Below are 19,226 nucleotides of genomic sequence, written 5' to 3' on the forward strand. Positions count from 1 at the left end.
CCGGGCGCACCTGCATGCCCGATTTGCCGCCATGTGGCCGTGTCTTGCGGTCCGTGAAGGACTCCTTGGGGGAATATGATTCCCTCAAGGAGTCCTTCACGGACCACTGCCGGGGACTTCAGGCGGCGCTGCAGGTGCGGTTTGCCCAAGTCGAAGGACTCGGACGTGACTCAGTCCGCGTATCCGTGCTCGTGCGCGTAACGCACCGCCTGCGCCCGGGTCCCGCATCCGGTCTTCGCGAAAATCCGGTTCACGTGCGTCTTCACTGTCGCCTCGCTGACCTGCAGTTCCCGCGCGATCTCCCGGTTCCCCCGCCCCGCCGCGACGTGTTTCAGCACGTCCACCTCCCGCGCCGTCAGCCCGTCCTCCGGCGGCGCGGCCGGACGCCGGGCCGCGGCCAGCAACGTCCGCTGCACCGCCAGATCCATCACGGTCTGCCCAGCCGCCGCCGCATGGATCGCCCGGCCGATCTCGTCGCCATTCGCCGCCTTGGTCACGTAACCGACCGCGCCCGCGTCCAGCGCGCGCACGATCGACGCGCTGTCCGCATAAGTCGTGAGCACGACGACCCGGGTGCCGGGCAACTCCGTGACAATCCGCCGAGTCGCCGCGGCCCCGTCGCAGCGCGGCAGATCGAGGTCCATCAGCACCACGTCGGGCTGCAGCCGCACGGTTTCCTCGATCGCCGCGAGACCGTCGCCCGCCTGTCCGACGACCTCGATGTCCGGCAGCAGCCCGACCAGCAGCACCAGGCCCTCCCGCACCGCGGGCTGGTCCTCGGCCACGAGCACGCGCACGATCGTCATGCCGGGATCCTCACCGACAACCGCCAGCCCGCGCCGTCCGGGCCCGCGGTCACCTCGCCGCCGACCAGTTCCGCGCGCTCGCGCAAGCCGGTCAGGCCGTATCCGGCCCCGGGCAGACCGCTGCCGGAACCGGTCCGGTTGACGACCGTCATCGCCACCTCACTGTCCAGATAGGACAGTCCAATCGATATTGGTGCACCGGCGGCGTGCTTGCGGGCATTGGAAAGTCCTTCTTGGACAGTGCGGTAGAGCAGCAGGGTGACGTCCGCGGGGAGTTCGCGCGGCTCGCCGGTCACTTGGATCGAAGCGTTGTCCGGCAGCGAGCCGAACAACTCCGGCAACGCCATCGGATCACCGCGCAACGCGTGCACCGCTCGACGCGTCTCGATCAAGCCGTCCTGCGCCAACTGTCCGGCCTTCTGCACACAAGCGGCGAGTTTTTCGTCCGGAGACGGCAATTCGGCCACCAGCCGCGCCGCCGCCTGCAAATGCAGCGACAGCGCCGAGAGCGAATGCGCCTGGATGTCGTGGACCTCCCGCGCCAGCCGGGCGCGTTCCTCCAGCGTCGCGCCCCTGGCCACAGCTTCCTGGGTGAGCCGGGTCTGATCCAGCAGGTCGCGGGCTTGCCGTGCCTGCACCCGGTACTGCCGCCGGTTCAGTCCGAGCAGCACCACGACGGCCACCGCGAGCGCGTTCCCCGCCACGAGCCCGCCCGGCTGCCCGGCGAGATACCCGCCGACAGTGGCTGCGACCCCCGCGACCGCAGCCACCGTGATGATCTCCGCCGGGCGGATCGCCGCCAGCGAGGACAACACCAGCAAGGACAGGCAGAGCAACGACGGCCCGGTAAGACTTTGGTCCGCCACCGTCACGACCGTGCCGAACAGCGCGGCCAGCGAGAGCAGCACGCCAGCCGCGCGCGGCCAGCGCAGGTCCAGCAGCCCGAACGCGAGGCCACTCGCGGCGGACGCCGCCAACGGCACCCACTCCCACTCCGCACCGGGCCGAGCGGTGACGAGGATCGCGACGAAGACGACCGGCGTGAGCAGCCGCATCACCACCAGCGGCAGCCGACTCATCGCATCCCCTCCCCTGGGCTTCTTCGCTGCTCAGCGTAGTCAGACCCGCACCGGCCGCACGTCATGGACGGCGTCCAGCCGCCGGGCGCGCCACAGCACCCCGCCGGCCCGCACCGCGACCATGGCCAGCGCCATCAGCACGAAGAACAGGCCGACGCCGTCCTCGTCCAGCTGCGTGCTGACCAGGAACTCGCCGACCTTCGCGGCGAACGAGCGGACGTTCTCCACCGCCCACACGAACACCAGCCGTCCCACCAGCACGGCGAGCCAGATCAGCAGGTACGGCCAGCCCGCCCAGGTCTGCACGCGCCCGGTGACCGGACTGCGCTCCACCCGGGTGGTCGCGATCAGCCCCGCGCCGGCGGCCGCCCCGACGACGGCCCCGACCAGGCCGGCCGCCACGTTCGGCCCGGTGAGCGAGATGCCTCCGGTGAAGTACAGGACTCCGATGACGGTGCACGAAACGAACGGCGTGATGCCCATGACCAGGTTGTGCCGACGGCGGCCCACCTGGGTGAAAAGAACGAGGGAGAGCAGGATCCCGCCCATGATGAGAGCGTCGGTCATCGCGGCCTTCTTCTCAGTCAGGCGGGCCGGAACACCCGCCTCGCCGACGCTAGGGCGCGGAGCCCGCCGGATCGTCCAACCATCGACCGATTCAGGGTGGACGTGACGTACACCCGGAATACCGGGAAAGGCACGCCCGCGCCGGTACACTGTGGAGCGTCAGCGGCCGAAGACGGCTGGGCGCGATCAAAAGCCGTGGAGCCGGACAAACGATGATTCCCGCATTGCTGGTCCTCTCGGCCGCGGTCCTGATGCGCGCGCTCGCGGCCAAACAGCTCGACCGGTGGAACATCGCCGCGCCAGTGCTGATGGTGCTGTGCGGAGTCGCGACCGCGCTGTTCGCGAATCCGGGAAAACTGCTCGAGCTCTTCGACACCGAAATCGCGCAGCACGTCGCCGAACTCATTCTCGCGATGCTGCTTTTCGTCGACGCCACCGAGGTCCGCGGCGGACGGCTGTGGGGACACGCGCCCGGTCTCGTCGCACGGGTGCTGTTCCTCGCGCTGCCGCTGAGCCTCGGGCTCGCCATGCTGGTCGGCTGGGCGTTCTTCCCGGAACTGTCGTGGCCGTTGCTGCTGATCGTCGCGTGCATCGTCATCCCGAGCGATTTCGCCGCCGCCGAACGCGTCGTACGGGACAAGACTCTGACGCCGCAAGTGCGCAGCGTGCTGAACGTCGAAAGCGGTTACAACGACGGTTTGGTGTCGCCGCTGTTCCTCTTCGCACTCATTCTCGCGCGCAGCGACAATACGGCGAATACCGCAGGAAAAGCGCTCGCGACCGCGTTGCCGTTCGCGCTCAAGGCCATCGCCGCCGGCGCGATCATCGGCGCGGTGATCGGTTTCCTGCTGTTCCTCGCCGTCCGCTCCGGCTGGACTTCCGGGCAGGGGCGGCGCATCGCGATCCTGACGACTCCCCTGCTGACCTACGCGGCCACTGTGGCCATCGACGGCAACGGATTCGTCGCCTGTTTCGTCTCCGGGATCGCCTTCCGCTACGTCTACCGCGCCTTCGCCGCGCGGCACCTCCGCACCTCGGACAGCGCCGCCCGGGAGCACTTCGCCCGGCCGTCGGAGGATCTGCAGCTGCTCGAAGAGGTCACCGGAATCCTGACGATGGCGATGTGGTTCGTCGTCGGCGGGGCCGCGGTGGTCATGGTGTCCTTCGGCGTGCCGTGGGAGCCGGTCGTGTTCTGTCTCCTCGCGCTGACCGTCCTGCGGATCCTCCCGGTGATGCTGTCGCTGACGCGGACCCGGATGCCGCTGCGGGACCGGTTCCTCGTCGGCGCGCTCGGCCCGCGCGGCACAACGTCGATCGTCTTCGGGCTGCTCGCGATCAACGGCCTGACCGGCGAGGCAGGCGACCTCGTGCTGACGCTGACGGTGGTCTGCGTCCTCGGCAGCGTGGCCCTGCACGGGCTCGGGTCGACACCGCTCATCGCCCGGTTGATGACTCCGCGGGCGCACCGACAGTCCGAGTAAAACACACTCAGAGTAACCGCCGCTCGCTTTCGTAATTCCCAGCTGTTACACAGGTTTCGCGGGAGAATCTCCCCCGCACGGGTGGTCTATCGGATTTTCCCGTAGCGTTCCGTGACCGCCAGCAGAGTAAGGGTCAAGCGCGACGCATCCCGTCGCAGTTCCGCGCAGAGGACCCCGCTCATGTCCGCACCCACGCTCGCCGAATCCCAGGCCGGACGGCATCGTTCCGGCAGCGTGCGCGTCGTCGCCGTCATCCCCGCGCACGACGAAGAACCGCAGATCGCGCACACCGTCGCCGCGCTGCGCAAGCAGGACCGGGCTGTGGACGAGGTCTTCGTCGTCGCCGACAACTGCACCGACGACACCGCCGGAGCCGCTTCGGCGGCCGGAGCCCGGGTCCGGCCGTCCGAAAACAACACGCACAAGAAGGCGGGAGCGCTGAACCAACTGCTCGCCTGGCTCCTGCCGCGCCTGGACGAGGATGACGTCATCCTCGTCCAAGACGCGGATTCCACTTTGGACCCGCAGTTCGTGAGCACCGCCCTGCGCCACCTCGACCACGGCTACGGCGGCGTCGGCGGGGTGTTCCGCGGCGGTCCGGGCGGCGGGTTCGTCGGCCACCTGCAGCGCAACGAATACGCCCGCTACGCCCGCGACGTCCACCGGCTGCACGGAAAATGCCTGGTACTGACCGGAACCGCGGCGATGTTCCGGGTCAGCACCCTCCGCGAGGTCTCCGCCGCACGACTCGCCGGACGCCTGCCCGCAGGCGACGGCAGCGGCGAAATCTACGACACCACCGTGCTCACCGAAGACAACGAACTCACCTTCGCCCTGCTGCACCTCGGCCACCGGGTGATCTCGCCCAGCGCCTGCACGCTGGAAACCGAGGTCATGACGACCTGGGGTGCACTGTGGACACAGCGTTTGCGATGGAAGCGCGGCGCGGTGGAGAACTGTGTCCAATATGGACTCACGCGCGTCACGTGGCGGTACTGGGCAGGCAGCTGCTGACCATCGCCGGTGTCCTGGTCAGCGGAATCTACCTGACCGCCCTGGCTTTGGCCCTCTCGTACGGCGGCCTGCACCTCAACCCGTGGTGGCTCGGCATCTCGGCGATCTTCGTGGTGGAACGAGTCGTGACGGTGCGGTACCGCGGCTGGCGCCGCATGCTGCTCGCTGCCTCCATGTACGAACTGGTCCTCGACTATTTCCTGCAGGCCTGCCATCTCAAGGCGTACGCGGACGCGCTCCTGCGCACCCGCAAGAACTGGTGAACACCGAGACGGAAACGAGAACCCCATGTACCAGAAAATCGGCGCGGCCTCGGCGGCCGGAGTGACCAGCGGACTCGCCTTCACCGGAGTGAACGCGATGTGGCTGCTGCTGGCCGGGTTCGCGTTGCTGGCGGCGGGAACCGCGTTGCTGCGGATCCTGCCGAGGGTGCGCGAGCAGAGCCGGTGACTTCGCTACCCTGAGCGCCCATGCCAGGAACTTATTAATCCTGAGCTCCCCCGAGTGCCGGAGGCGCGCATGCCGAGCGAGATCGACCTGCGCCCCGCCGCGACCGCGGACAGCGACTTCTGTTTCCAGCTGCATCGAGCCGCGTTAGGCGAGCATGTCGCCGCGATCTGGGGCTGGGACGACGAAATCCAGCGCCGCTACCACGACCGCGCCTTCACTCCCGGCCAATGGCAGGTGATCACGGTCGACGGAGCGGACGCGGGCCTGCTCGTGGTCGAGTACCGGCCGACAGAGATCTACCTCGGCCGGATCGAACTCGGCCCTCGCTGCCAGAACCAAGGGATCGGCGGACGGCTGCTCCGGTGGCTGATCGGCGTCGCGGCGGAGCGGAGGCAGGAAATCGTGCTCGAGGTCCTCGCGGTCAACACCCGCTCACACGCGTTCTACCTGCGGCACGGGTTCCGCGAAACCGGCCGGCGGGAACGGAAAATCCTCCTGGCCCGCGACCCGGACCAGGAGGATTGACCACATCGGCCGCCCCGGTCAGCCCGCGTCCGTCACCGTCCCGGTGAGATCGATGTCCCGGCCGGATTCCGTCATGTGCAGCAAGACGTGCTTCGCCGGATCAGCCCCGTCGTGGCGGACCGTCGGAATCGTCAGGTCGGCGCTCAGCTTCCCCGCCATGATCTGCACGCCCAGCGTCACCCCGGTCTCCGACAACGGCTGTGGCTTCTTCGGGTCCAGGCGGTGCTCGATCAGCCACTGCGGGTCGATGTCCGAGGTCATCAGTTCCGGCCCGGTCTTCGGCGCCTTCACCTCCGCCGTCAGGTAGAGGTCCGAATCGGCCACAGTGGACAGATTGACCGGCCAGGCCAGCACGCCGCCCTCGACCGTCGACGCGTCCGTCTTGCCGACGCTCACCTCCGGCTCCGGGTCGTCGTTCTCGACGTTCACCGCGCCCTCGGCCGCTCCGACAACCGTGCCGTGAGTCGCTTTCACGTCGGCCAGCAGCCGGTACGGCCAGCTCCACCGGGTGTTCCCCACGACCGTCGCGGGCAGGTCGAGCGTGTGCTGCCCCGGCGCGAGCGTGACCGCCTGGTACGTCCACTTCTCCCTCGGCGAGAGCGAATCGGCCCGGAAGACCCGCACCGAACCGCCGCCGTCCCCGGTCACCGTGACCGGGATCTGGTACGTCTTCGAGCCGGAATCGCCTTCCTTGACCGTCATCGACCCGAGGTCGACACGGGTCAGCGGGGCCGGGTTCGGGTCGGGCAGGCCGGGCCGCCACGCGTACGCGTCCAGCAGCCACGCCTCGTCGCCCGCCTTCCGCGGCGTCAGCTCCAGACCGGCCACCTCCAGATACGGCGGCAGCGGGACCCGGACTTCCTGGCCCCAGAACGATTTCGTCCGTTCGGTCCCGGCCAGCCCGGCCACCGTCACCGCACCCAGCTTCGTGCGCTTGCCGCGCGCATCGGTGACCGCGACGTCGAACGACTCGGCCGGAGCGTTCTCCGGCGCGATGATCCGCATCGCCAACGCCCGCGCGCCGCTCGAAGAAACCGGGCCGGGCAACTGGATCTTCGCCGGCACGCCAGCCGCCGCCGAACGCACGTGCACGGCGGTCCGCGTCGGATCAGGCGCGTCCTCGAGCCCGACGAAATGCGGCGACTTGGAAGCACCGGAATTCGTGAGGCACCGCTGATCCGGACCGACCTGCTGACAGACGTCGCCGCTGCCGGTGACCTTCGTCGACGAATCCGGGACCAGCACCGGAGTCCGCGCACCGCCGAGAGCGTGCGTCAACACGTGTGCCGGATCGGCGGACGGCGCACGCACGCCGGAACCGTCCAACAACGGCTGCACCCGCAGATCGTGGTTCTGGAACAGCTGTGCCGCCGCAGCGACATAGGTCGCGCCGACCGCCCGCTGCTGCGCGTCCGTCAACCGCGCGGGCACGCCAGGCGAGCAATTCGGATCCGGCTGCGGAGAATAGAAATCGTCCTGCGCCGGGGCCACCGCAACGCCCGGAGTCCATTCGGCATTGAAGAAGTTGTGGTTCGCACCCGAGACATACAGCGCGCTGTGCAAGGCCGTGTCCCGGCTGACGCCGCGTGCCGCGTCGATGTACTGCTGCCCTTGAAGATCCGAGACGTCGCCGTCGCACGAGGGCAGGAAGGTGACCGACGGGACGTCCGGCGTCGGGTTGAGCCCGAACACGGTCGGCGCGATGAGCACGTCACCGCGGATCTTCCACCGGACCGGCCCGGAGAACCCGGTGTCGCCCGGCGGCGGATACAAACTGTCCATCGCGGCGCGGTTGACGCCCTCGCCGCCGCGAGAATGCCCGACCAGCAACACGTTCGACAGATCCGCCGCCGGGGACTCCTTCACGATCGCCGGAGCGGTCGAACGAGCACTGCCCGACCAATCCGCCCAATGCGCGAGGTGCAGCCGGACCAGCGACGACCGGGCCTGCGCACCGCCGTCCTGCGCCGCGTGGTCGAGCGCGTTGATCGCGTCGGCCGAGATGGACACCGTCACGAATCCCTGCGACGCCAGCAGTTCCTGGGTCTGCAGGTAGCCGCGGTAGCTCGGGATCGGCAGCATCCCGGCCTTGCACGGCCACTCCGGCGAATAGTCTTCCGGATCGGTCGGGTTGTAGCAGGGCTGGTGCCTGCCGTGCAGGAACACCACCAGCGGCCGGTTCCCCGGCGCGTGTTTCGGCGCGACGACCAGGCCCTGCATCTCGATCGGCCCGTCCAGCCCCGGCAGCCGCACCGGGTCGAGCGAGTACTCGCCCTTGACCGTCGAGAACTGCCCGGGTTTACCGGGATCCACCGCATTAGCGGGCAACGCGGGCAGCGGCGCCGGGGCCGGTTGGTCCGCCGCCGCCTTGGGCGCTTCGGTCAGCGAACGCCCGCCGACGCGCGCCTCGAGCCCGCGCACATCGCCGATCCCGCCGGCCGGCAGCGAGAACGTCCGCAGATCCGCCCGAGGCTGGGCACGGCCGAGCAGCTTCCCGCCGGACCAGAACTCCACCGCACCGTCGCCGAACAGCGGCTTCGGCGCCGTCCAGACCAGCTGGCCGTCCGCGACGCGCCATTCAGGCGACGCGGATGGGCCAGCGGCTGGACGCGCCGCCGCGGCGGGCTGTGCCACCGTGACCGCCAGTACGGCGGCTGCCGCGATGGGGACAAATTTGCGCAGAAGGACCTTCACTGGGTGCTCCCTCCCCGATGATCTTTCCTTTCTACCGGGAGAGCGACCGCTCGTGCCAGGCGTTCAGGCCCGGCTTTCCGGCAGCGAACCGGTCCTCAGCCCGGCGACGACGATCTCGCCGAACGCGTCGCCGATCTGCCGGGGCGTCGTCGCGCCACGCCGATCACCGCGAACGCGAGCACCCGCGCGGTCGCGACCGGTTTGCATGCGCCGCTCTCGATCCCGCGCTCGACCACCTGGGTGACGAGCTCTTCGAACTCGTCGCGCTTGCGCTCGATCGAGGCGAACGTCGTGCTGGAGAGAAACCGGCGCTCCTGCTGGAAAATCGAGATCTCGGACCGGTAAATGCCGATCGGCGAGCACCTCGCGGATCCGCCGCAGCTGGAAATCCATGAACTGGTCGTGGATTTCGCGCAGCACGTCCTCCCTGGTCTCGAAATGGCAGGAGAAAGCGCCTTTGGTGAGCTTCGCATCGCGCCAGGGCAGAAGTGCCGCGATCGCGCACCCGCACCAACCGGCTGACACGAACGGAGCAACGCATCCCGAGCGTTCAGACCCGCATAGTCGTCTCCGCCCACTCCTCAAAGGAGGTCAGCGGAATCCCGAGCTCGCGCGCGAACTCGGGCCGCGCGGGCTGGCCGATCTCGTTCAGCATCGTGTGCGAGAACCCCATCGGCGGCATCCCCGCAGCGAGCGCTTCGTCGACAGTCATGTCCGGCACCGCCAACGGCACCCCCAGCACGCGAGACAGCACTGGCGCGATCTCCGTCATCGTCCGGTAGTCGCTCGCCAATTCCAGTTCGACCCGGTCAAACCGCTCCGGTTCGGCGATAGCCGCGGCAGCCGCGCGGCCGATGTCGCGCACCGCCACCAGCGACAACCGGGTCTCCGGACGCAGGATCGTCACCAGCCCGCCCTCGATGCCGCGCGGGAACACGTACTGCAGGGACGGCAGGAAGTTCTCCATGAAAAACCCCGGCTTGAGCAGCGTCCACCTCGGGAACCCGGCTGCCCGGAGCCGATCCTGGACCGCCGCCTTGGCCTCCATCGTCGGCGCCAGGAACGCCCAGCGCTCCTCGGCCAGTTCCGGCGACCCCGCCCCGCTCACCGAGGTGTGCACAAACTGCGGCACGCCCGCTTTCTCCGCTGCGTCAACAAGGTTGATCCCCTGAGCCGCCTCTCCCGCGAAGTCCGGCTCCGGCCCGCTCATGTCCGGCATCTGCACGCTGAACACCGCCCGCACGCCCTTCACCGCGGGCGCCAGCCCGTCCCGATCACGCAAATCCCCGACGACGAGTTCGGCGCCCAACGCCTCGACCGCCTTCGCCCGCTCCGCCGCCGGATCCCGGACCAGCGCGCGAACCGGCACGCCCGCCGCCAGCAACTCGCGCGCGGTCGCGCCGCCCTGCCGTCCCGTCGCGCCGACGACCAGTACCGGTGCTTGCTCAACCATGACTCTCCCTCGGAACACTAAGTGGCGGACCCCGCCGTTTCGTGTCCGCTACGATACGGCGGGGCCCGCCACTTAGCAAACCCGGAGGTCACGCCATGCCCGGCCAGCAACGCGCAGACGCACGACGCAACTACGCGCGGATCTTGGAGGTGGCCGAGGAGGAGGTCGCCGCACACGGGGCGAACGCGTCGCTGGAACAGATCGCGCGGACGGCCGGAGTCGGCTCCGCGACCGTGCGGCGGCACTTCCCCACCCGGCACGCGCTGCTGGAAGCGGTCTCGCAGGAACGGATCGCCTTGCTGGCCGGCCGCGCACAGGAGCTGGCCGGGGAATCCGACAGCCGCCGCGCGCTCCTGGAATGGCTGGACGACGTCGTCAGCTACTGCGTAACCGCCCGCGGCCTCGCGGCGGCCCTGGCGTACGACACGCCCGACCCGGCGCACGGGAACTCCTGCTCGATGACGCTGGAGGAGTCCGCGGCCCCGTTAGTCGCGCGCGCCGCCCGCGACGGGGCGGTCTCGCCGGGGGTGACCGTGGGCGACCTGATCGCGTTGATCGTCGGCATCACCTTGACGACCGAACGCCACCCCGACCCGGCCGCGGAGGCCAGCCGCCTGTTCCGGATCGCGGTGGCCGGGATCAGCCCGGAAAGCTAGTGCGCTCGTCGCCGGTTCTCACCGCTGCTCACAACACTCCGCACCCCGGCGAGCAGCAATTCCAGCCCGAACGCGAACCGCTCCTCGAAGTCGAGCATCGACTCCATCGGCCCCGACTCCAGGTGCGCGTACTGCCGCGTCCCCAAAACCCCCATCAGCACGTCGATTTCGTCGCCGCTCGCGCCCTGCTCCTCGAGCGTTTCCCCGAGCACGTAGCAAAACACCGCGCCCGCCGCCCAGATCGCTTGTTTCCGCGGCAGTCCGGAAGCCAGCAGGCAGCCGAGCAGAGTGTCCACATAGGTCAGATTGCTGCGCTTGGCCGCGTAGTTCCCGCCGACGATCCGCGCCCCGTCGCGATGCGCGAGCAGCGCCGTGCGCAATCCGGCGGCCAAGCTCCGCACCCGGCTTTCCCAGTCGCCGTCCTCGGCGGGCAGGTCCGCGACCGCGCCGGCGAGGATCGCCTCGGCCATTTCGTCGATCAGCGCGTCCTTGCCGGCGAACAGCCGGTAGATCGCGGGCAGGTGCAGGCCCATCCGGTCGGCCAGCTGGCGCATGGTGAGCGCCTCCAGCCCGCCCGCGTCGACCAGGTCCAGCGCCTCGGCCACCGCCCGCTCGGCCCGCGTCGCCGCGATTCCCGCCCGTTTCGCCTCGGTTGACATGTTAACGATGTTACCAATACTCTCGACCAGGCAGCAAGTAACAACGTTAACAAAAGGAGGGAAGCCGATGACTCCGCAAGCCGGAACCGCCGGGAAGCTGGACGTCGCCGTCCGGCAGCTGCGCTGGGAAGCCGACGGCGTGGTCTCGCTGGACCTGGCGGACCCGACCGGGAAACCGCTGCCGAGCTGGGAACCCGGTGCGCACGTCGACCTCGTGCTGCCGAACGGCCTCGAGCGCCAGTACTCGCTCTGCGGCCCGCCCGGCGAACGCGCGTACTACCGGATCGGCGTCCGCCGGGAACGCGCGAGCCGCGGCGGTTCGGAATACGTGCACGCATTTCTCCGTCCCGGCCAGCGCGTCTCGATCAAGGGCCCGCGGAACAATTTCGCCTTCCACCCCGCCAAGTCGTACGTCTTCGTGGCGGGCGGCATCGGCATCACCCCGATCCTGCCGATGGTCCGCGCCGCCGAAGCCCGGGGCGCGGACTGGCAGCTGTACTTCGGCGGCCGCACCAGCGCGTCGATGCCGTTCCTCGACGAACTCCGCGGCTACGGCGAGCGCGTGCGCTGCCACTCCTCGGACACCACCGGCCGGATTCCGTTGACTGAGCTGGAAAGGCCCGTCGCGGCGGGCGCGAAGGTCTACGCCTGCGGCCCGGCATCGCTGCTGTCCGATTTGGACACCGCAGCGGCGAACTGGCCTCCCGAAGCATTGCGGATGGAACGCTTCAAAGCCCCGCAAGCCGCTCCGGCGGAAAACAAGCCGATCGAAGTGGAATGCGCGGCCTCGAAGAAAACCGTGTCCGTCGGCGCCGACGAAAGCATTGTCGGCGCACTCGAAAAGGCGGGGATCCGACCGGTGACCTCGTGCCGGTCCGGCATCTGCGGTTCGTGCGAGACCAAGGTGCTCGACGGCGTCCCCGACCACCGCGACGGGATCCTCTCCGCAAGCGAACAAGCGGCGGGCGACCGGATGTTCGTCTGCGTGTCCCGCGCCCGCACCCCACGACTGGTCCTCGACCTGTGACGGGAGAAATCATGACCACCGCGGCAGACGCCTACGTCCCGATCACCATGACGCGCGTCCGGGAAATCATCGGTTTCCCGGACCAGTTCATCGCCGAGAAAAAGGAACCGCACCTCGGCGAATTCGCCATGCGGTTCATCGCGCACAGCACGTTCTTCTGCGCCGCCACTGTCGGCGCGGACGGCCTCATGGACGTCGGCCCGAAAGGCGACCCGCCCGGTTCGGTGCGGATCCTCGACCCGTGGACGCTCGCCATCCCCGACCGTCCGGGCAACAAACTCGCCGACACCTTCGAGAACATCACCGCCAACCCGTCGATCGGGCTCGTCTTCTTCGTGCCCGGCCTGCGCGAGGTGATGCGGGTCAACGGCGACGCCTTCGTCACCGACGACCCGGAACTGCTGGGCATGCTCAGCGCGGACGGCAAACCCGCCGTGCTCGCGACGATCGTGCGCGTGCGCGAAGTGTTCGGACAGTGCGGAAAGGCCATTATCCGCGCGAAACTGTGGGAGGGCGACACCCGCGGGCTCGCCGAGGCCACCACCCTCGGCGGCGATTTCTACACCCTCTCCATCGCCGAGCAAGCGCAAAAGATGAACAACAGCCTCGGCGACCTCGTCAGCGGCGCCCTGTACGACGTGATCGACGACAAGTACCAGAACGACTTGTTCTAAACTCCGTTGCTCCCGCCACGAAGCCCTGCCTAGTATCCGATTCGTGCGATCTCGACCGTCCTTCGTCACCGACGCCGCCATCACCCGCGCGCTCGCCGAACATTGGCAGCCCGTCTCCGAGATCGTTTACCTGCCTTGGGGTTTCGGCGCGCACCACTGGCGCGCCGACACTCTGTTCGTCACGCTGGACCAGCTCGAACCCCGGCACACCGCAGCGTCGCTCGAAAGCACCTACACGAGCGCAGCCGAACTGGCCGCCTCGGGGCTCGAGTTCGTCTGCGCGCCAATACCCGCGCGATCCGGCCAGTTCACAGTGGACACCGGCGTCGGCGCACTCAGCGTCACCCCGATGCTGAACGGCCGCAGCCCCGCGGAAGCCGAAGTCGACAAACCGGCAATCCTCGCCGCGCTGGACGCCCTGCACCACACCCCGCCACCCGCCGGACTGCGCCGCTGGTCCCCGCAAGTCGGCCCGGACTTCGCCGACGAACTGCGATCCCGCACCGCCGAACCGTGGACGTCCGGCCCGCTGGCCGAAGAAGCCCGCACCGCCCTCGCCGCCCGCGCCGACGCGATCAACCACTGGAACGCCCGCTACCTGCGACTCGCCGCGCTCGCCGCCTCCCGCCGCGACGCCTGGGTCCCCACCCACGGCGAACCCCACAACGACAACCAGGTCCTGACCCCGGACGGCCTGCGCCTGGTCGACTGGGAAAGCCTCGCCGTCGCCCCGCGCGAACGCGACTACGCCGACCTGCCCGACACCGCGGGCCTGGACCCGGAAATGGTCGAACTGTTCGCCCTCGACTGGCGGCTGTCGGAACTGCGCGAGTACGCGGACTGGTTTTCCGCACCGCACACCGGGACCGAGGATGACCGCATCGCGCTGGAAGGCCTGCACGAGGAATTGGCGGCCTAAGGTCATCGGATCCCGGTGACGGCGTCCGGTCGGCCGAGCCGCCCTTGAGTTGACTGGTAGCGGCCAGGCGGTCCAGTTGGCCCGGCGGGCAGAGCTTGCGGTTGTGCATCCCCCGGTGTCCGCGAACAGGTAAGCGTGGGCGTAGATCTGGCGCTTGCGCGTCCACCCGCAACGCACGACCGGGGCAGCTCAGGATTGCCTAGTCGCCGCGCAGAGTCCGGCCGTCCAGATGCACCCCGACGGTCACGAGGACCAGCTGGACGGCTAAGTACCCAGCAATTCCGGCACAAAAATCTCCTCAACCGTCATCAACCGCCGAGACAACCCCTGCTCGAAGTGCCACCGCAAGAACGCCTCCACCGACAGCCGGTTCTTCTCGATCCCGTACGGCCACCAATCCTCCCCGAACAACCGGCGATTCTCGTCGTACAACGCACTGAACCACGGCACCATCCCCGCATCCCCCATATGATTGAAGATCCGCCCACGCCGGTAGTCCGCCATCGCCATTTCCTTAGCGTCGACAAACCCCCGATACAGCCGCTCCGCCAGCCTCGGATGCTCCGCCAGCAGATCCCGCCGGACCACGACCGCATGCATAATCGGCCGAATCCCCGTGCGCCGGTAATACTCCCGCTCCACACTCACGTAATCCGGGAACAACTGCGCGACCTCCGGTGAATCCTCCCGAATCCCGCGCGGCGGATCCGCGGAAATAACCGCGTCGATCTCGCCGCTCTCGAGCATCGAACCGAGCGCTTTCCCCGCCGGAGCCTGCCGCACGTCCGCTTCCGGAGGATGCAGCCGGGGCACGAAGTCGAACCATTCCATCGGCCAGTCGAACCCGCCGATCACCCACCGGCTCTGTTCCGGCCGCACGCCGTACTCATCGGACAGCATGCCTTTCGCCACCACGCCCGCGTCGTGCCCGTAGGTCGCGAACTCGCCGATCGTCTTGCCGATCAAGTCCCGCGGCGCCTGGATGCCGCTGCGGACGTTGACGTAGATCGCCGAGTGCCGGAACTGCCGATTCGGAAACACCGGCAGCGCGACGAACGGCGGATCCGGCAGGTCCAGGGTGCGCAGGTAGAAGGTCAGGCCCAGTTCGGCGACGGCGAACTCGCGCCCCCGCACCATCCGTTCGAACAGGTCCGAGACGATGTCGGCGGTGTGCAGGGTCGCGTCGACGCCGTCGAAGCGGACCCGGCCGTCGAACAGCGGGCGGGTGTTGTCGTAGCGGTACAGGCCAAGGTCCAGCCGCAGGTCAGCCATCAGGAACCCCTCTCCGTCCCTTCCGACACTAAACGCGTTTACTATCGAGAGGCAACCGCTACGATGCCTCCCGATGGACAAGGACGCGCTCTCCGAACTCTTCGCCACCGCCTCGCTCGGCGCCCCCGAGAACGCGGTGGGTTTCGTCATGTGGCGCGTCGTGCACCGCTACGTCCGCGAGGTCGACCAGGCGCTCGCCGCGCTCGACCTGACGCATCTGCAGTTCCAGACGCTCGCGCTCGCCGCCTGGCTGAACCGCACCGGCGGCCCGGTCACCCAATCCGGTCTCGCGACCTCCGGCGACATCCACCCGATGCAGGTGTCGCAGATCCTGAAAACGCTGGAGCGCAAGGGATTCGTCGCCCGCGCGCGCAGCGACGACGACATCCGCGCCAAACGCGTCGAGGTGACCGACCCCGGCGCGGCCGCCCTGCGCGCCGCGTTGCCGCTCGTGATCGAGGTGCAGCACCGGATCTTCGGCGACGAGGGACTGCCCGGCGGAAATCTGCTGAACACCTTGCTGCGCCTGGACAACGCCTGACCGCGGCGACCGGTGCTACGGTGTAAGTGCACGGTAACCCGTCTCGGGGAGGGACGACATGCCGGGAACTTTCACCGACCCCAAAGCCCAGGAACGCTACTTCGCCGCGTACGCGAAGGTCCTGCGAAAGTGGCCGGTTCCCTCGGAGGAACTGGATATCACGACGAAGTTCGGCCCCACCCGCGTCCGGCGCAGCGGTCCCGAACACGGCACGCCGATCGTCCTGCTGCACGGCATCATGGGCTCGTCCCTGTCGTGGTACCCGCACCTCGCCGAACTGGCCGCCCGCCACCCGGTCTACGCCATCGATTCGATCGGCGAACCAGGGCACTCGGTCGAGACCGCCTCCGCCAGCACCGACGAGGACCTCGCCGAATGGCTCTCCGAGGTCCTCGCCGGCATCAGCCAGGAGAAGGTCTGCCTCGCGGGCGTCTCGCGCGGCGGTTTCCTGGCGCTGAACCTCGCGACCCGTTCCGCCGACCAGATCGCGGGCGTCATCGGGCTGGAACCGGCCGGATTCGCGGCGATCAGCGTCCCGAAGTTCATCCTTTGGAGTTTCAAGGAGATCTTCCCGTGGCTGCTGCCCGCCGCGGTCCAGCGCCGGATCGTCGCCGGCGACCCGGCCGTGCGGCACACCTTGCGGCCGCTGCTGTTCGCCGCCTTCAAATACAAAGCGCAACTACCGCCGCAGCACGTCTTCACCGACGCCGAGCTTCGCGCGATCGAAGTCCCCGTCCGGCTGGTCCTCGGCGAACGCAGCCACATCCACCGCGCACGACAGGTCGCCGCGCGCATCGCGACGCTGAATCCCCGCATCAGCACGGAAATCGTGCCAGGAACCACTCACGCGCTGACGCTGCAGCAACCCGAACTCGTCACCGCCCACGTTCTTGACTTCGCCGAAGCGGACCCGGGCTGACATCAGACCTGTCGGGCAGTCGCCATCGCCCGCTCGGTCTCCCAGAACGCGCGCATCGAAACGACCAGCCCGTCCTCGTCGACCCGGTAGACGAACACCCCGTCGGTGTCGACGCGGTAGCCGCCGGGCAGAAACGTCGTGATGGTGCCGACGTTCGCGACCTCCGAACCCGCCGCGTGCGAATCGCGGATCACGAACTCGAACTTCTCGACGTTGCCGATCGTCTTGTCCCAGAAGGCGGAAAGGCCGTCGCGCCCGTGATGGCCCTTGCCCTCCTCGTCGAACATCGACGGCCCGACCGGGTCCTCGACGACCGCGTCCGGGGCGAACAGTGCGAGCCAGCCGTCCTTGTCCCCGGCGGTCGCCGCCGTCATCGACTTGAACGCCGCCTCCCGCGCGGGCGGCTGCTGCGCCGCGGGGTCCCAGCAGACCTCGACTCCCATGTCACTCCTCGATTTTCGCGATGATCTCGTCGCCGAACTTGCGGATCGCGTCGACCTTCGGGCGCAGCTCCGCGTCGAATCCGTGCCCCTCGAACACCCACGGCATGGTGATCGCGTCGGTGACGCCCGCCTCGGCCTGCTCGCGGAACCCGTCGAGCCCGAACCGGTCGACGCACACCGCCTGGAACTCGAACGGGTCGTCGGCGCGCCCGCGCTCGGCGAGCAGGCCCTTCAGCTTGCCGATGGTCTCGCGCAGCTGGTCGAGCGTCATCATCGCGGACGACCAGCCGTCCGCGACGCGCGCGGCCCGGCGCAGCGCGACGTCGGTGTGCCCGCCGATGTAGAACGGCACGCGCGACGGCGGCGCCGGGCTCATCTTGAGCTTGTCGAAGTCGAAAAACTCGCCGTGGAACTCGACCATGTCGCCGCTCAGGATCAGCCGCAGCACCTCGATCGCCTCGTCGAACCGTTTGCCGCGCCGCGCGTACGGCGCGCCGCACCATTCGAATTCCTCCGGCGACCAGCCGATCCCCAGCCCGAGGCCGAACCGTCCGCCGGTCAGCGCGGCGACCGAGTTGACCTGGCGGGCGAGCAGCACCGGATTGCGCGAGCCGAGTTTCAGCACCGACGTGTAGAACTGGATCCGCTCGGTCACCGCGCCCATCGAGGCGGTCGCGACCAGCGGGTCGGCCCAGGGCGTGTTCTCGTCCCAGAACCGGCTGCCGTCGGGGGTGTAGGGATAGTCGGCGGACACTTTCTCGGAGTAGAAGAGCGAATCGGGCAGCACGATCGAGGAGAACCCGGCCTCCTCGGCGGCGCGGGCCAGGCCGCTCAGCTGGTCGAGCGGGCTCATCGCGATCGACAAGGAGAACTTCATGCCGCGGACTATAACGTGTTCTAGTTTTGTCGGCCACCGCCCGATCGGAGGCGCCGCCGGGAACTCTCCGCGCACGGTCCGCGTTGTCCGTTTCAGAGACGGCTGCCCGGCCGTCGCGTCAGATCGAGACACGGAGTGACCCATGGGCACCGCGATCCTCCTGATCGTGCTGGTCGTCGTCATCGTCGGAGGCGTGCTGTACCTGTCGAGGAAGCAGGCCGCGACCAGACAGAGCCAGCTCGACGACGCGAAGGCCGACGCGCGCCGCCTGGTCGAGCGCCTCGGCGGCCAGGTCCTCAACATCACCGGCACCGACACCGCCTCCCAGCAGGCGATGGCCGACGCGAGCGAGCGCTACAACGCCGCCGGTTCGCAGCTGGAGCAGGCCAAGACGATCGAACAGGCCCGGCTGGTGAAGGAAACCGCCATCGAGGGCCTGTACTACGTCCGCGCCGCGCGCACGGCGATGGGCATGGACCCCGGCCCCGCGCTGCCGGACGAGGCCGAACGCGAACGCGCGGGCAAGGTCACCGAACACCGCGAGGTGGACGTCGAAGGCCAGCGCTACGCCGCGTCGCCCGACCCCGGCCAGGAAACGCCGTACTACTACCCCGGCGGCCGCGTCGCGGGCCGCCCGGTGCCGCAGGGCTGGTACAGCGAGCCGTGGTGGAAGCCCGCGCTCGTCGCCGGCGCGTGGGGCCTGGGCTCGATGTTCCTGTTCAGCGCCATGTTCTCCGGCATGAGCGGCATCGCCAGCGCCTCGGCCTGGGAATCCGGCTACGACGCGGGCCAGGCGGACGCCCTGGACGCCGGCGGCATGGACGGAGGCTTCGACGGCGGCGGTTTTGACGGCGGAGGCTTCGACGGAAGCCAGGACTTCGGCGGCGGTTTCGACGGAGGCGGCTTCGATGGAGGCGGCTTCGACGGCGGCGGGGGCTTCGACTTCTGACCGATGACCCTGGTGAAGGCCCCGCGGCAGGTTTGCCGCGGGGCCTTTGCCGTCTCCGCTCACGGACGAGCTTCCGTGTGGCCGGACGGAGGTGATCTCGATGGGGTCTTCTCAATTGCGAGCCGCAGCCGCGACGGTGTGCGGGGTTCTCTCCGGCCGACCGGCGTGGTCCCGCGTTGTCGTCGTCCGTGAAGGGCTCCTTGAGGGAATCTGATTCCCTC

The 19,226-nt window shown here is 68.9% G+C and carries 22 protein-coding genes; 12 read left to right on the forward strand and 10 right to left on the reverse strand.

Annotated features, from left to right (window positions below; translation table 11 throughout):
• Nucleotides 1–170 precede the first annotated feature (170 nt).
• The 3 genes from ABZX37_RS14990 to ABZX37_RS15000 are packed head-to-tail and all read right to left on the reverse strand — an operon-like array spanning nt 171 to nt 2,452.
• Entirely contained in the window at nt 171–806 is a 636-nt protein-coding gene (locus ABZX37_RS14990) for a response regulator transcription factor (protein ID WP_354739689.1), read from the reverse strand.
• Nucleotides 803–1,885 carry a histidine kinase gene (locus tag ABZX37_RS14995; RefSeq protein WP_354739691.1) on the reverse strand — a complete coding sequence of 361 codons (1,083 nt, stop codon included), beginning with the start codon at nt 1,883–1,885 and terminating at the stop codon, nt 803–805. The genes ABZX37_RS14990 and ABZX37_RS14995 overlap by 4 nt, the downstream gene beginning before the upstream one ends.
• Before the next feature lie 39 nt (nt 1,886–1,924).
• Nucleotides 1,925–2,452 (reverse strand): DUF1453 domain-containing protein, encoded by a 528-nt coding sequence (locus ABZX37_RS15000; protein WP_354739693.1) that lies wholly within the window; start codon nt 2,450–2,452, stop codon nt 1,925–1,927.
• A gap of 212 nt (nt 2,453–2,664) precedes the next feature.
• Between ABZX37_RS15000 and ABZX37_RS15005 the strand changes: the two genes are divergently transcribed.
• The 5 genes from ABZX37_RS15005 (at nt 2,665) to ABZX37_RS15025 (ending at nt 5,922) form a co-directional block, all read left to right on the forward strand.
• On the forward strand, nt 2,665–3,933 hold the full coding sequence (locus ABZX37_RS15005) for a cation:proton antiporter (RefSeq protein WP_354739695.1): 1,269 nt from the start codon (nt 2,665–2,667) through the stop codon (nt 3,931–3,933).
• Between the two features lie 180 nt (nt 3,934–4,113).
• Nucleotides 4,114–4,947, forward strand: coding sequence for a glycosyltransferase family 2 protein (locus tag ABZX37_RS15010; protein WP_354739697.1), 834 nt, complete (start codon nt 4,114–4,116; stop codon nt 4,945–4,947).
• Nucleotides 4,920–5,210, forward strand: coding sequence for a hypothetical protein (locus ABZX37_RS15015; RefSeq protein WP_354739699.1), 291 nt, complete (start codon nt 4,920–4,922; stop codon nt 5,208–5,210). The genes ABZX37_RS15010 and ABZX37_RS15015 overlap by 28 nt, the downstream gene beginning before the upstream one ends.
• Nucleotides 5,211–5,235: 25 nt before the next feature.
• Nucleotides 5,236–5,397 carry a hypothetical protein gene (locus ABZX37_RS15020; protein WP_354739701.1) on the forward strand — a complete coding sequence of 54 codons (162 nt, stop codon included), beginning with the start codon at nt 5,236–5,238 and terminating at the stop codon, nt 5,395–5,397.
• Nucleotides 5,398–5,466: 69 nt separating this feature from the next.
• A complete protein-coding gene (locus tag ABZX37_RS15025; protein ID WP_354739703.1) occupies nt 5,467–5,922 on the forward strand; it encodes a GNAT family N-acetyltransferase in 456 nt (151 codons plus the stop codon).
• Between the two features lie 18 nt (nt 5,923–5,940).
• On the opposite strand, the gene ABZX37_RS15030 is transcribed toward ABZX37_RS15025, so the two are convergent.
• The 3 genes from ABZX37_RS15030 to ABZX37_RS15040 all read right to left on the reverse strand — a co-directional run bounded on the left by ABZX37_RS15030 (nt 5,941) and on the right by ABZX37_RS15040 (nt 10,069).
• Entirely contained in the window at nt 5,941–8,616 is a 2,676-nt protein-coding gene (locus ABZX37_RS15030) for a hypothetical protein (RefSeq protein WP_354739705.1), read from the reverse strand.
• Between the two features lie 95 nt (nt 8,617–8,711).
• Nucleotides 8,712–9,089 carry a hypothetical protein gene (locus tag ABZX37_RS15035; protein ID WP_354739750.1) on the reverse strand — a complete coding sequence of 126 codons (378 nt, stop codon included), beginning with the start codon at nt 9,087–9,089 and terminating at the stop codon, nt 8,712–8,714.
• A 77-nt stretch (nt 9,090–9,166) separates the two neighbouring features.
• Nucleotides 9,167–10,069 carry an NmrA/HSCARG family protein gene (locus ABZX37_RS15040; protein ID WP_354739707.1) on the reverse strand — a complete coding sequence of 301 codons (903 nt, stop codon included), beginning with the start codon at nt 10,067–10,069 and terminating at the stop codon, nt 9,167–9,169.
• Nucleotides 10,070–10,164: 95 nt separating this feature from the next.
• Between ABZX37_RS15040 and ABZX37_RS15045 the strand changes: the two genes are divergently transcribed.
• On the forward strand, nt 10,165–10,725 hold the full coding sequence (locus ABZX37_RS15045) for a helix-turn-helix domain-containing protein (protein ID WP_354739709.1): 561 nt from the start codon (nt 10,165–10,167) through the stop codon (nt 10,723–10,725).
• Here the strand turns inward: ABZX37_RS15045 and ABZX37_RS15050 are convergent.
• On the reverse strand, nt 10,722–11,384 hold the full coding sequence (locus tag ABZX37_RS15050) for a TetR/AcrR family transcriptional regulator C-terminal domain-containing protein (protein WP_354739711.1): 663 nt from the start codon (nt 11,382–11,384) through the stop codon (nt 10,722–10,724). The genes ABZX37_RS15045 and ABZX37_RS15050 overlap by 4 nt on opposite strands.
• 67 nt (nt 11,385–11,451) lie before the next feature.
• Between ABZX37_RS15050 and ABZX37_RS15055 the strand changes: the two genes are divergently transcribed.
• Genes ABZX37_RS15055 through ABZX37_RS15065 form a run of 3 tightly spaced genes read left to right on the forward strand, consistent with a single transcriptional unit; the run spans nt 11,452 to nt 14,004 of the window.
• Nucleotides 11,452–12,411 carry a PDR/VanB family oxidoreductase gene (locus tag ABZX37_RS15055; RefSeq protein ID WP_354739713.1) on the forward strand — a complete coding sequence of 320 codons (960 nt, stop codon included), beginning with the start codon at nt 11,452–11,454 and terminating at the stop codon, nt 12,409–12,411.
• Nucleotides 12,412–12,422: 11 nt separating this feature from the next.
• Nucleotides 12,423–13,085, forward strand: a complete 663-nt coding sequence (locus tag ABZX37_RS15060; RefSeq protein ID WP_354739715.1) for an MSMEG_1061 family FMN-dependent PPOX-type flavoprotein — start codon at nt 12,423–12,425, stop codon at nt 13,083–13,085.
• Between the two features lie 43 nt (nt 13,086–13,128).
• Nucleotides 13,129–14,004 carry a hypothetical protein gene (locus tag ABZX37_RS15065; protein ID WP_354739717.1) on the forward strand — a complete coding sequence of 292 codons (876 nt, stop codon included), beginning with the start codon at nt 13,129–13,131 and terminating at the stop codon, nt 14,002–14,004.
• A 264-nt stretch (nt 14,005–14,268) separates the two neighbouring features.
• Here the strand turns inward: ABZX37_RS15065 and ABZX37_RS15070 are convergent, their stop codons facing one another.
• The gene (locus ABZX37_RS15070) at nt 14,269–15,276 is read right to left on the reverse strand and encodes a 4,5-dihydroxyphthalate decarboxylase (RefSeq protein WP_354739719.1); all 1,008 of its coding nucleotides are present in this window, start codon (nt 15,274–15,276) and stop codon (nt 14,269–14,271) included.
• Nucleotides 15,277–15,349: 73 nt separating this feature from the next.
• Between ABZX37_RS15070 and ABZX37_RS15075 the strand changes: the two genes are divergently transcribed.
• On the forward strand, nt 15,350–15,817 hold the full coding sequence (locus ABZX37_RS15075; protein WP_354739721.1) for a MarR family transcriptional regulator: 468 nt from the start codon (nt 15,350–15,352) through the stop codon (nt 15,815–15,817).
• Nucleotides 15,818–15,875: 58 nt separating this feature from the next.
• Complete coding sequence (locus tag ABZX37_RS15080) at nt 15,876–16,736, forward strand: alpha/beta fold hydrolase (protein WP_354739723.1); 861 nt, start codon at nt 15,876–15,878, stop codon at nt 16,734–16,736.
• Nucleotides 16,737–16,738: 2 nt separating this feature from the next.
• On the opposite strand, the gene ABZX37_RS15085 is transcribed toward ABZX37_RS15080, so the two are convergent.
• Nucleotides 16,739–17,179, reverse strand: a complete 441-nt coding sequence (locus ABZX37_RS15085) for a nuclear transport factor 2 family protein (protein ID WP_354739725.1) — start codon at nt 17,177–17,179, stop codon at nt 16,739–16,741.
• 1 nt (nt 17,180) lies between these two features.
• A complete protein-coding gene (locus tag ABZX37_RS15090; protein ID WP_354739727.1) occupies nt 17,181–18,056 on the reverse strand; it encodes a TIGR03619 family F420-dependent LLM class oxidoreductase in 876 nt (291 codons plus the stop codon).
• Between the two features lie 142 nt (nt 18,057–18,198).
• Between ABZX37_RS15090 and ABZX37_RS15095 the strand changes: the two genes are divergently transcribed.
• Nucleotides 18,199–19,005 carry a hypothetical protein gene (locus tag ABZX37_RS15095; RefSeq protein WP_354739729.1) on the forward strand — a complete coding sequence of 269 codons (807 nt, stop codon included), beginning with the start codon at nt 18,199–18,201 and terminating at the stop codon, nt 19,003–19,005.
• The last annotated feature ends 221 nt before the right edge of the window (nt 19,006–19,226 follow it).

The sequence above is a fragment of the Amycolatopsis sp. NPDC004079 genome, assembly GCF_040610415.1.
Classification (GTDB): Bacteria; Actinomycetota; Actinomycetes; order Mycobacteriales; family Pseudonocardiaceae; genus Amycolatopsis; species Amycolatopsis halotolerans.

What these genes read in the sequence shown, in the direction of transcription:
- ABZX37_RS14990 (WP_354739689.1), bottom strand. Translation starts at nt 806, where the DNA reads ATGACGATCGTGCGCGTGCTCGTGGCCGAGGACCAGCCCGCGGTGCGG.
- ABZX37_RS14995 (WP_354739691.1), bottom strand. Translation starts at nt 1,885, where the DNA reads ATGAGTCGGCTGCCGCTGGTGGTGATGCGGCTGCTCACGCCGGTCGTC.
- ABZX37_RS15000 (WP_354739693.1), bottom strand. Translation starts at nt 2,452, where the DNA reads ATGACCGACGCTCTCATCATGGGCGGGATCCTGCTCTCCCTCGTTCTT.
- ABZX37_RS15005 (WP_354739695.1), top strand. Translation starts at nt 2,665, where the DNA reads ATGATTCCCGCATTGCTGGTCCTCTCGGCCGCGGTCCTGATGCGCGCG.
- ABZX37_RS15010 (WP_354739697.1), top strand. Translation starts at nt 4,114, where the DNA reads ATGTCCGCACCCACGCTCGCCGAATCCCAGGCCGGACGGCATCGTTCC.
- ABZX37_RS15020 (WP_354739701.1), top strand. Translation starts at nt 5,236, where the DNA reads ATGTACCAGAAAATCGGCGCGGCCTCGGCGGCCGGAGTGACCAGCGGA.
- ABZX37_RS15025 (WP_354739703.1), top strand. Translation starts at nt 5,467, where the DNA reads ATGCCGAGCGAGATCGACCTGCGCCCCGCCGCGACCGCGGACAGCGAC.
- ABZX37_RS15035 (WP_354739750.1), bottom strand. Translation starts at nt 9,089, where the DNA reads ATGCGAAGCTCACCAAAGGCGCTTTCTCCTGCCATTTCGAGACCAGGG.
- ABZX37_RS15040 (WP_354739707.1), bottom strand. Translation starts at nt 10,069, where the DNA reads ATGGTTGAGCAAGCACCGGTACTGGTCGTCGGCGCGACGGGACGGCAG.
- ABZX37_RS15045 (WP_354739709.1), top strand. Translation starts at nt 10,165, where the DNA reads ATGCCCGGCCAGCAACGCGCAGACGCACGACGCAACTACGCGCGGATC.
- ABZX37_RS15050 (WP_354739711.1), bottom strand. Translation starts at nt 11,384, where the DNA reads ATGTCAACCGAGGCGAAACGGGCGGGAATCGCGGCGACGCGGGCCGAG.
- ABZX37_RS15055 (WP_354739713.1), top strand. Translation starts at nt 11,452, where the DNA reads ATGACTCCGCAAGCCGGAACCGCCGGGAAGCTGGACGTCGCCGTCCGG.
- ABZX37_RS15060 (WP_354739715.1), top strand. Translation starts at nt 12,423, where the DNA reads ATGACCACCGCGGCAGACGCCTACGTCCCGATCACCATGACGCGCGTC.
- ABZX37_RS15070 (WP_354739719.1), bottom strand. Translation starts at nt 15,276, where the DNA reads ATGGCTGACCTGCGGCTGGACCTTGGCCTGTACCGCTACGACAACACC.
- ABZX37_RS15075 (WP_354739721.1), top strand. Translation starts at nt 15,350, where the DNA reads ATGGACAAGGACGCGCTCTCCGAACTCTTCGCCACCGCCTCGCTCGGC.
- ABZX37_RS15080 (WP_354739723.1), top strand. Translation starts at nt 15,876, where the DNA reads ATGCCGGGAACTTTCACCGACCCCAAAGCCCAGGAACGCTACTTCGCC.
- ABZX37_RS15085 (WP_354739725.1), bottom strand. Translation starts at nt 17,179, where the DNA reads ATGGGAGTCGAGGTCTGCTGGGACCCCGCGGCGCAGCAGCCGCCCGCG.
- ABZX37_RS15090 (WP_354739727.1), bottom strand. Translation starts at nt 18,056, where the DNA reads ATGAAGTTCTCCTTGTCGATCGCGATGAGCCCGCTCGACCAGCTGAGC.
- ABZX37_RS15095 (WP_354739729.1), top strand. Translation starts at nt 18,199, where the DNA reads ATGGGCACCGCGATCCTCCTGATCGTGCTGGTCGTCGTCATCGTCGGA.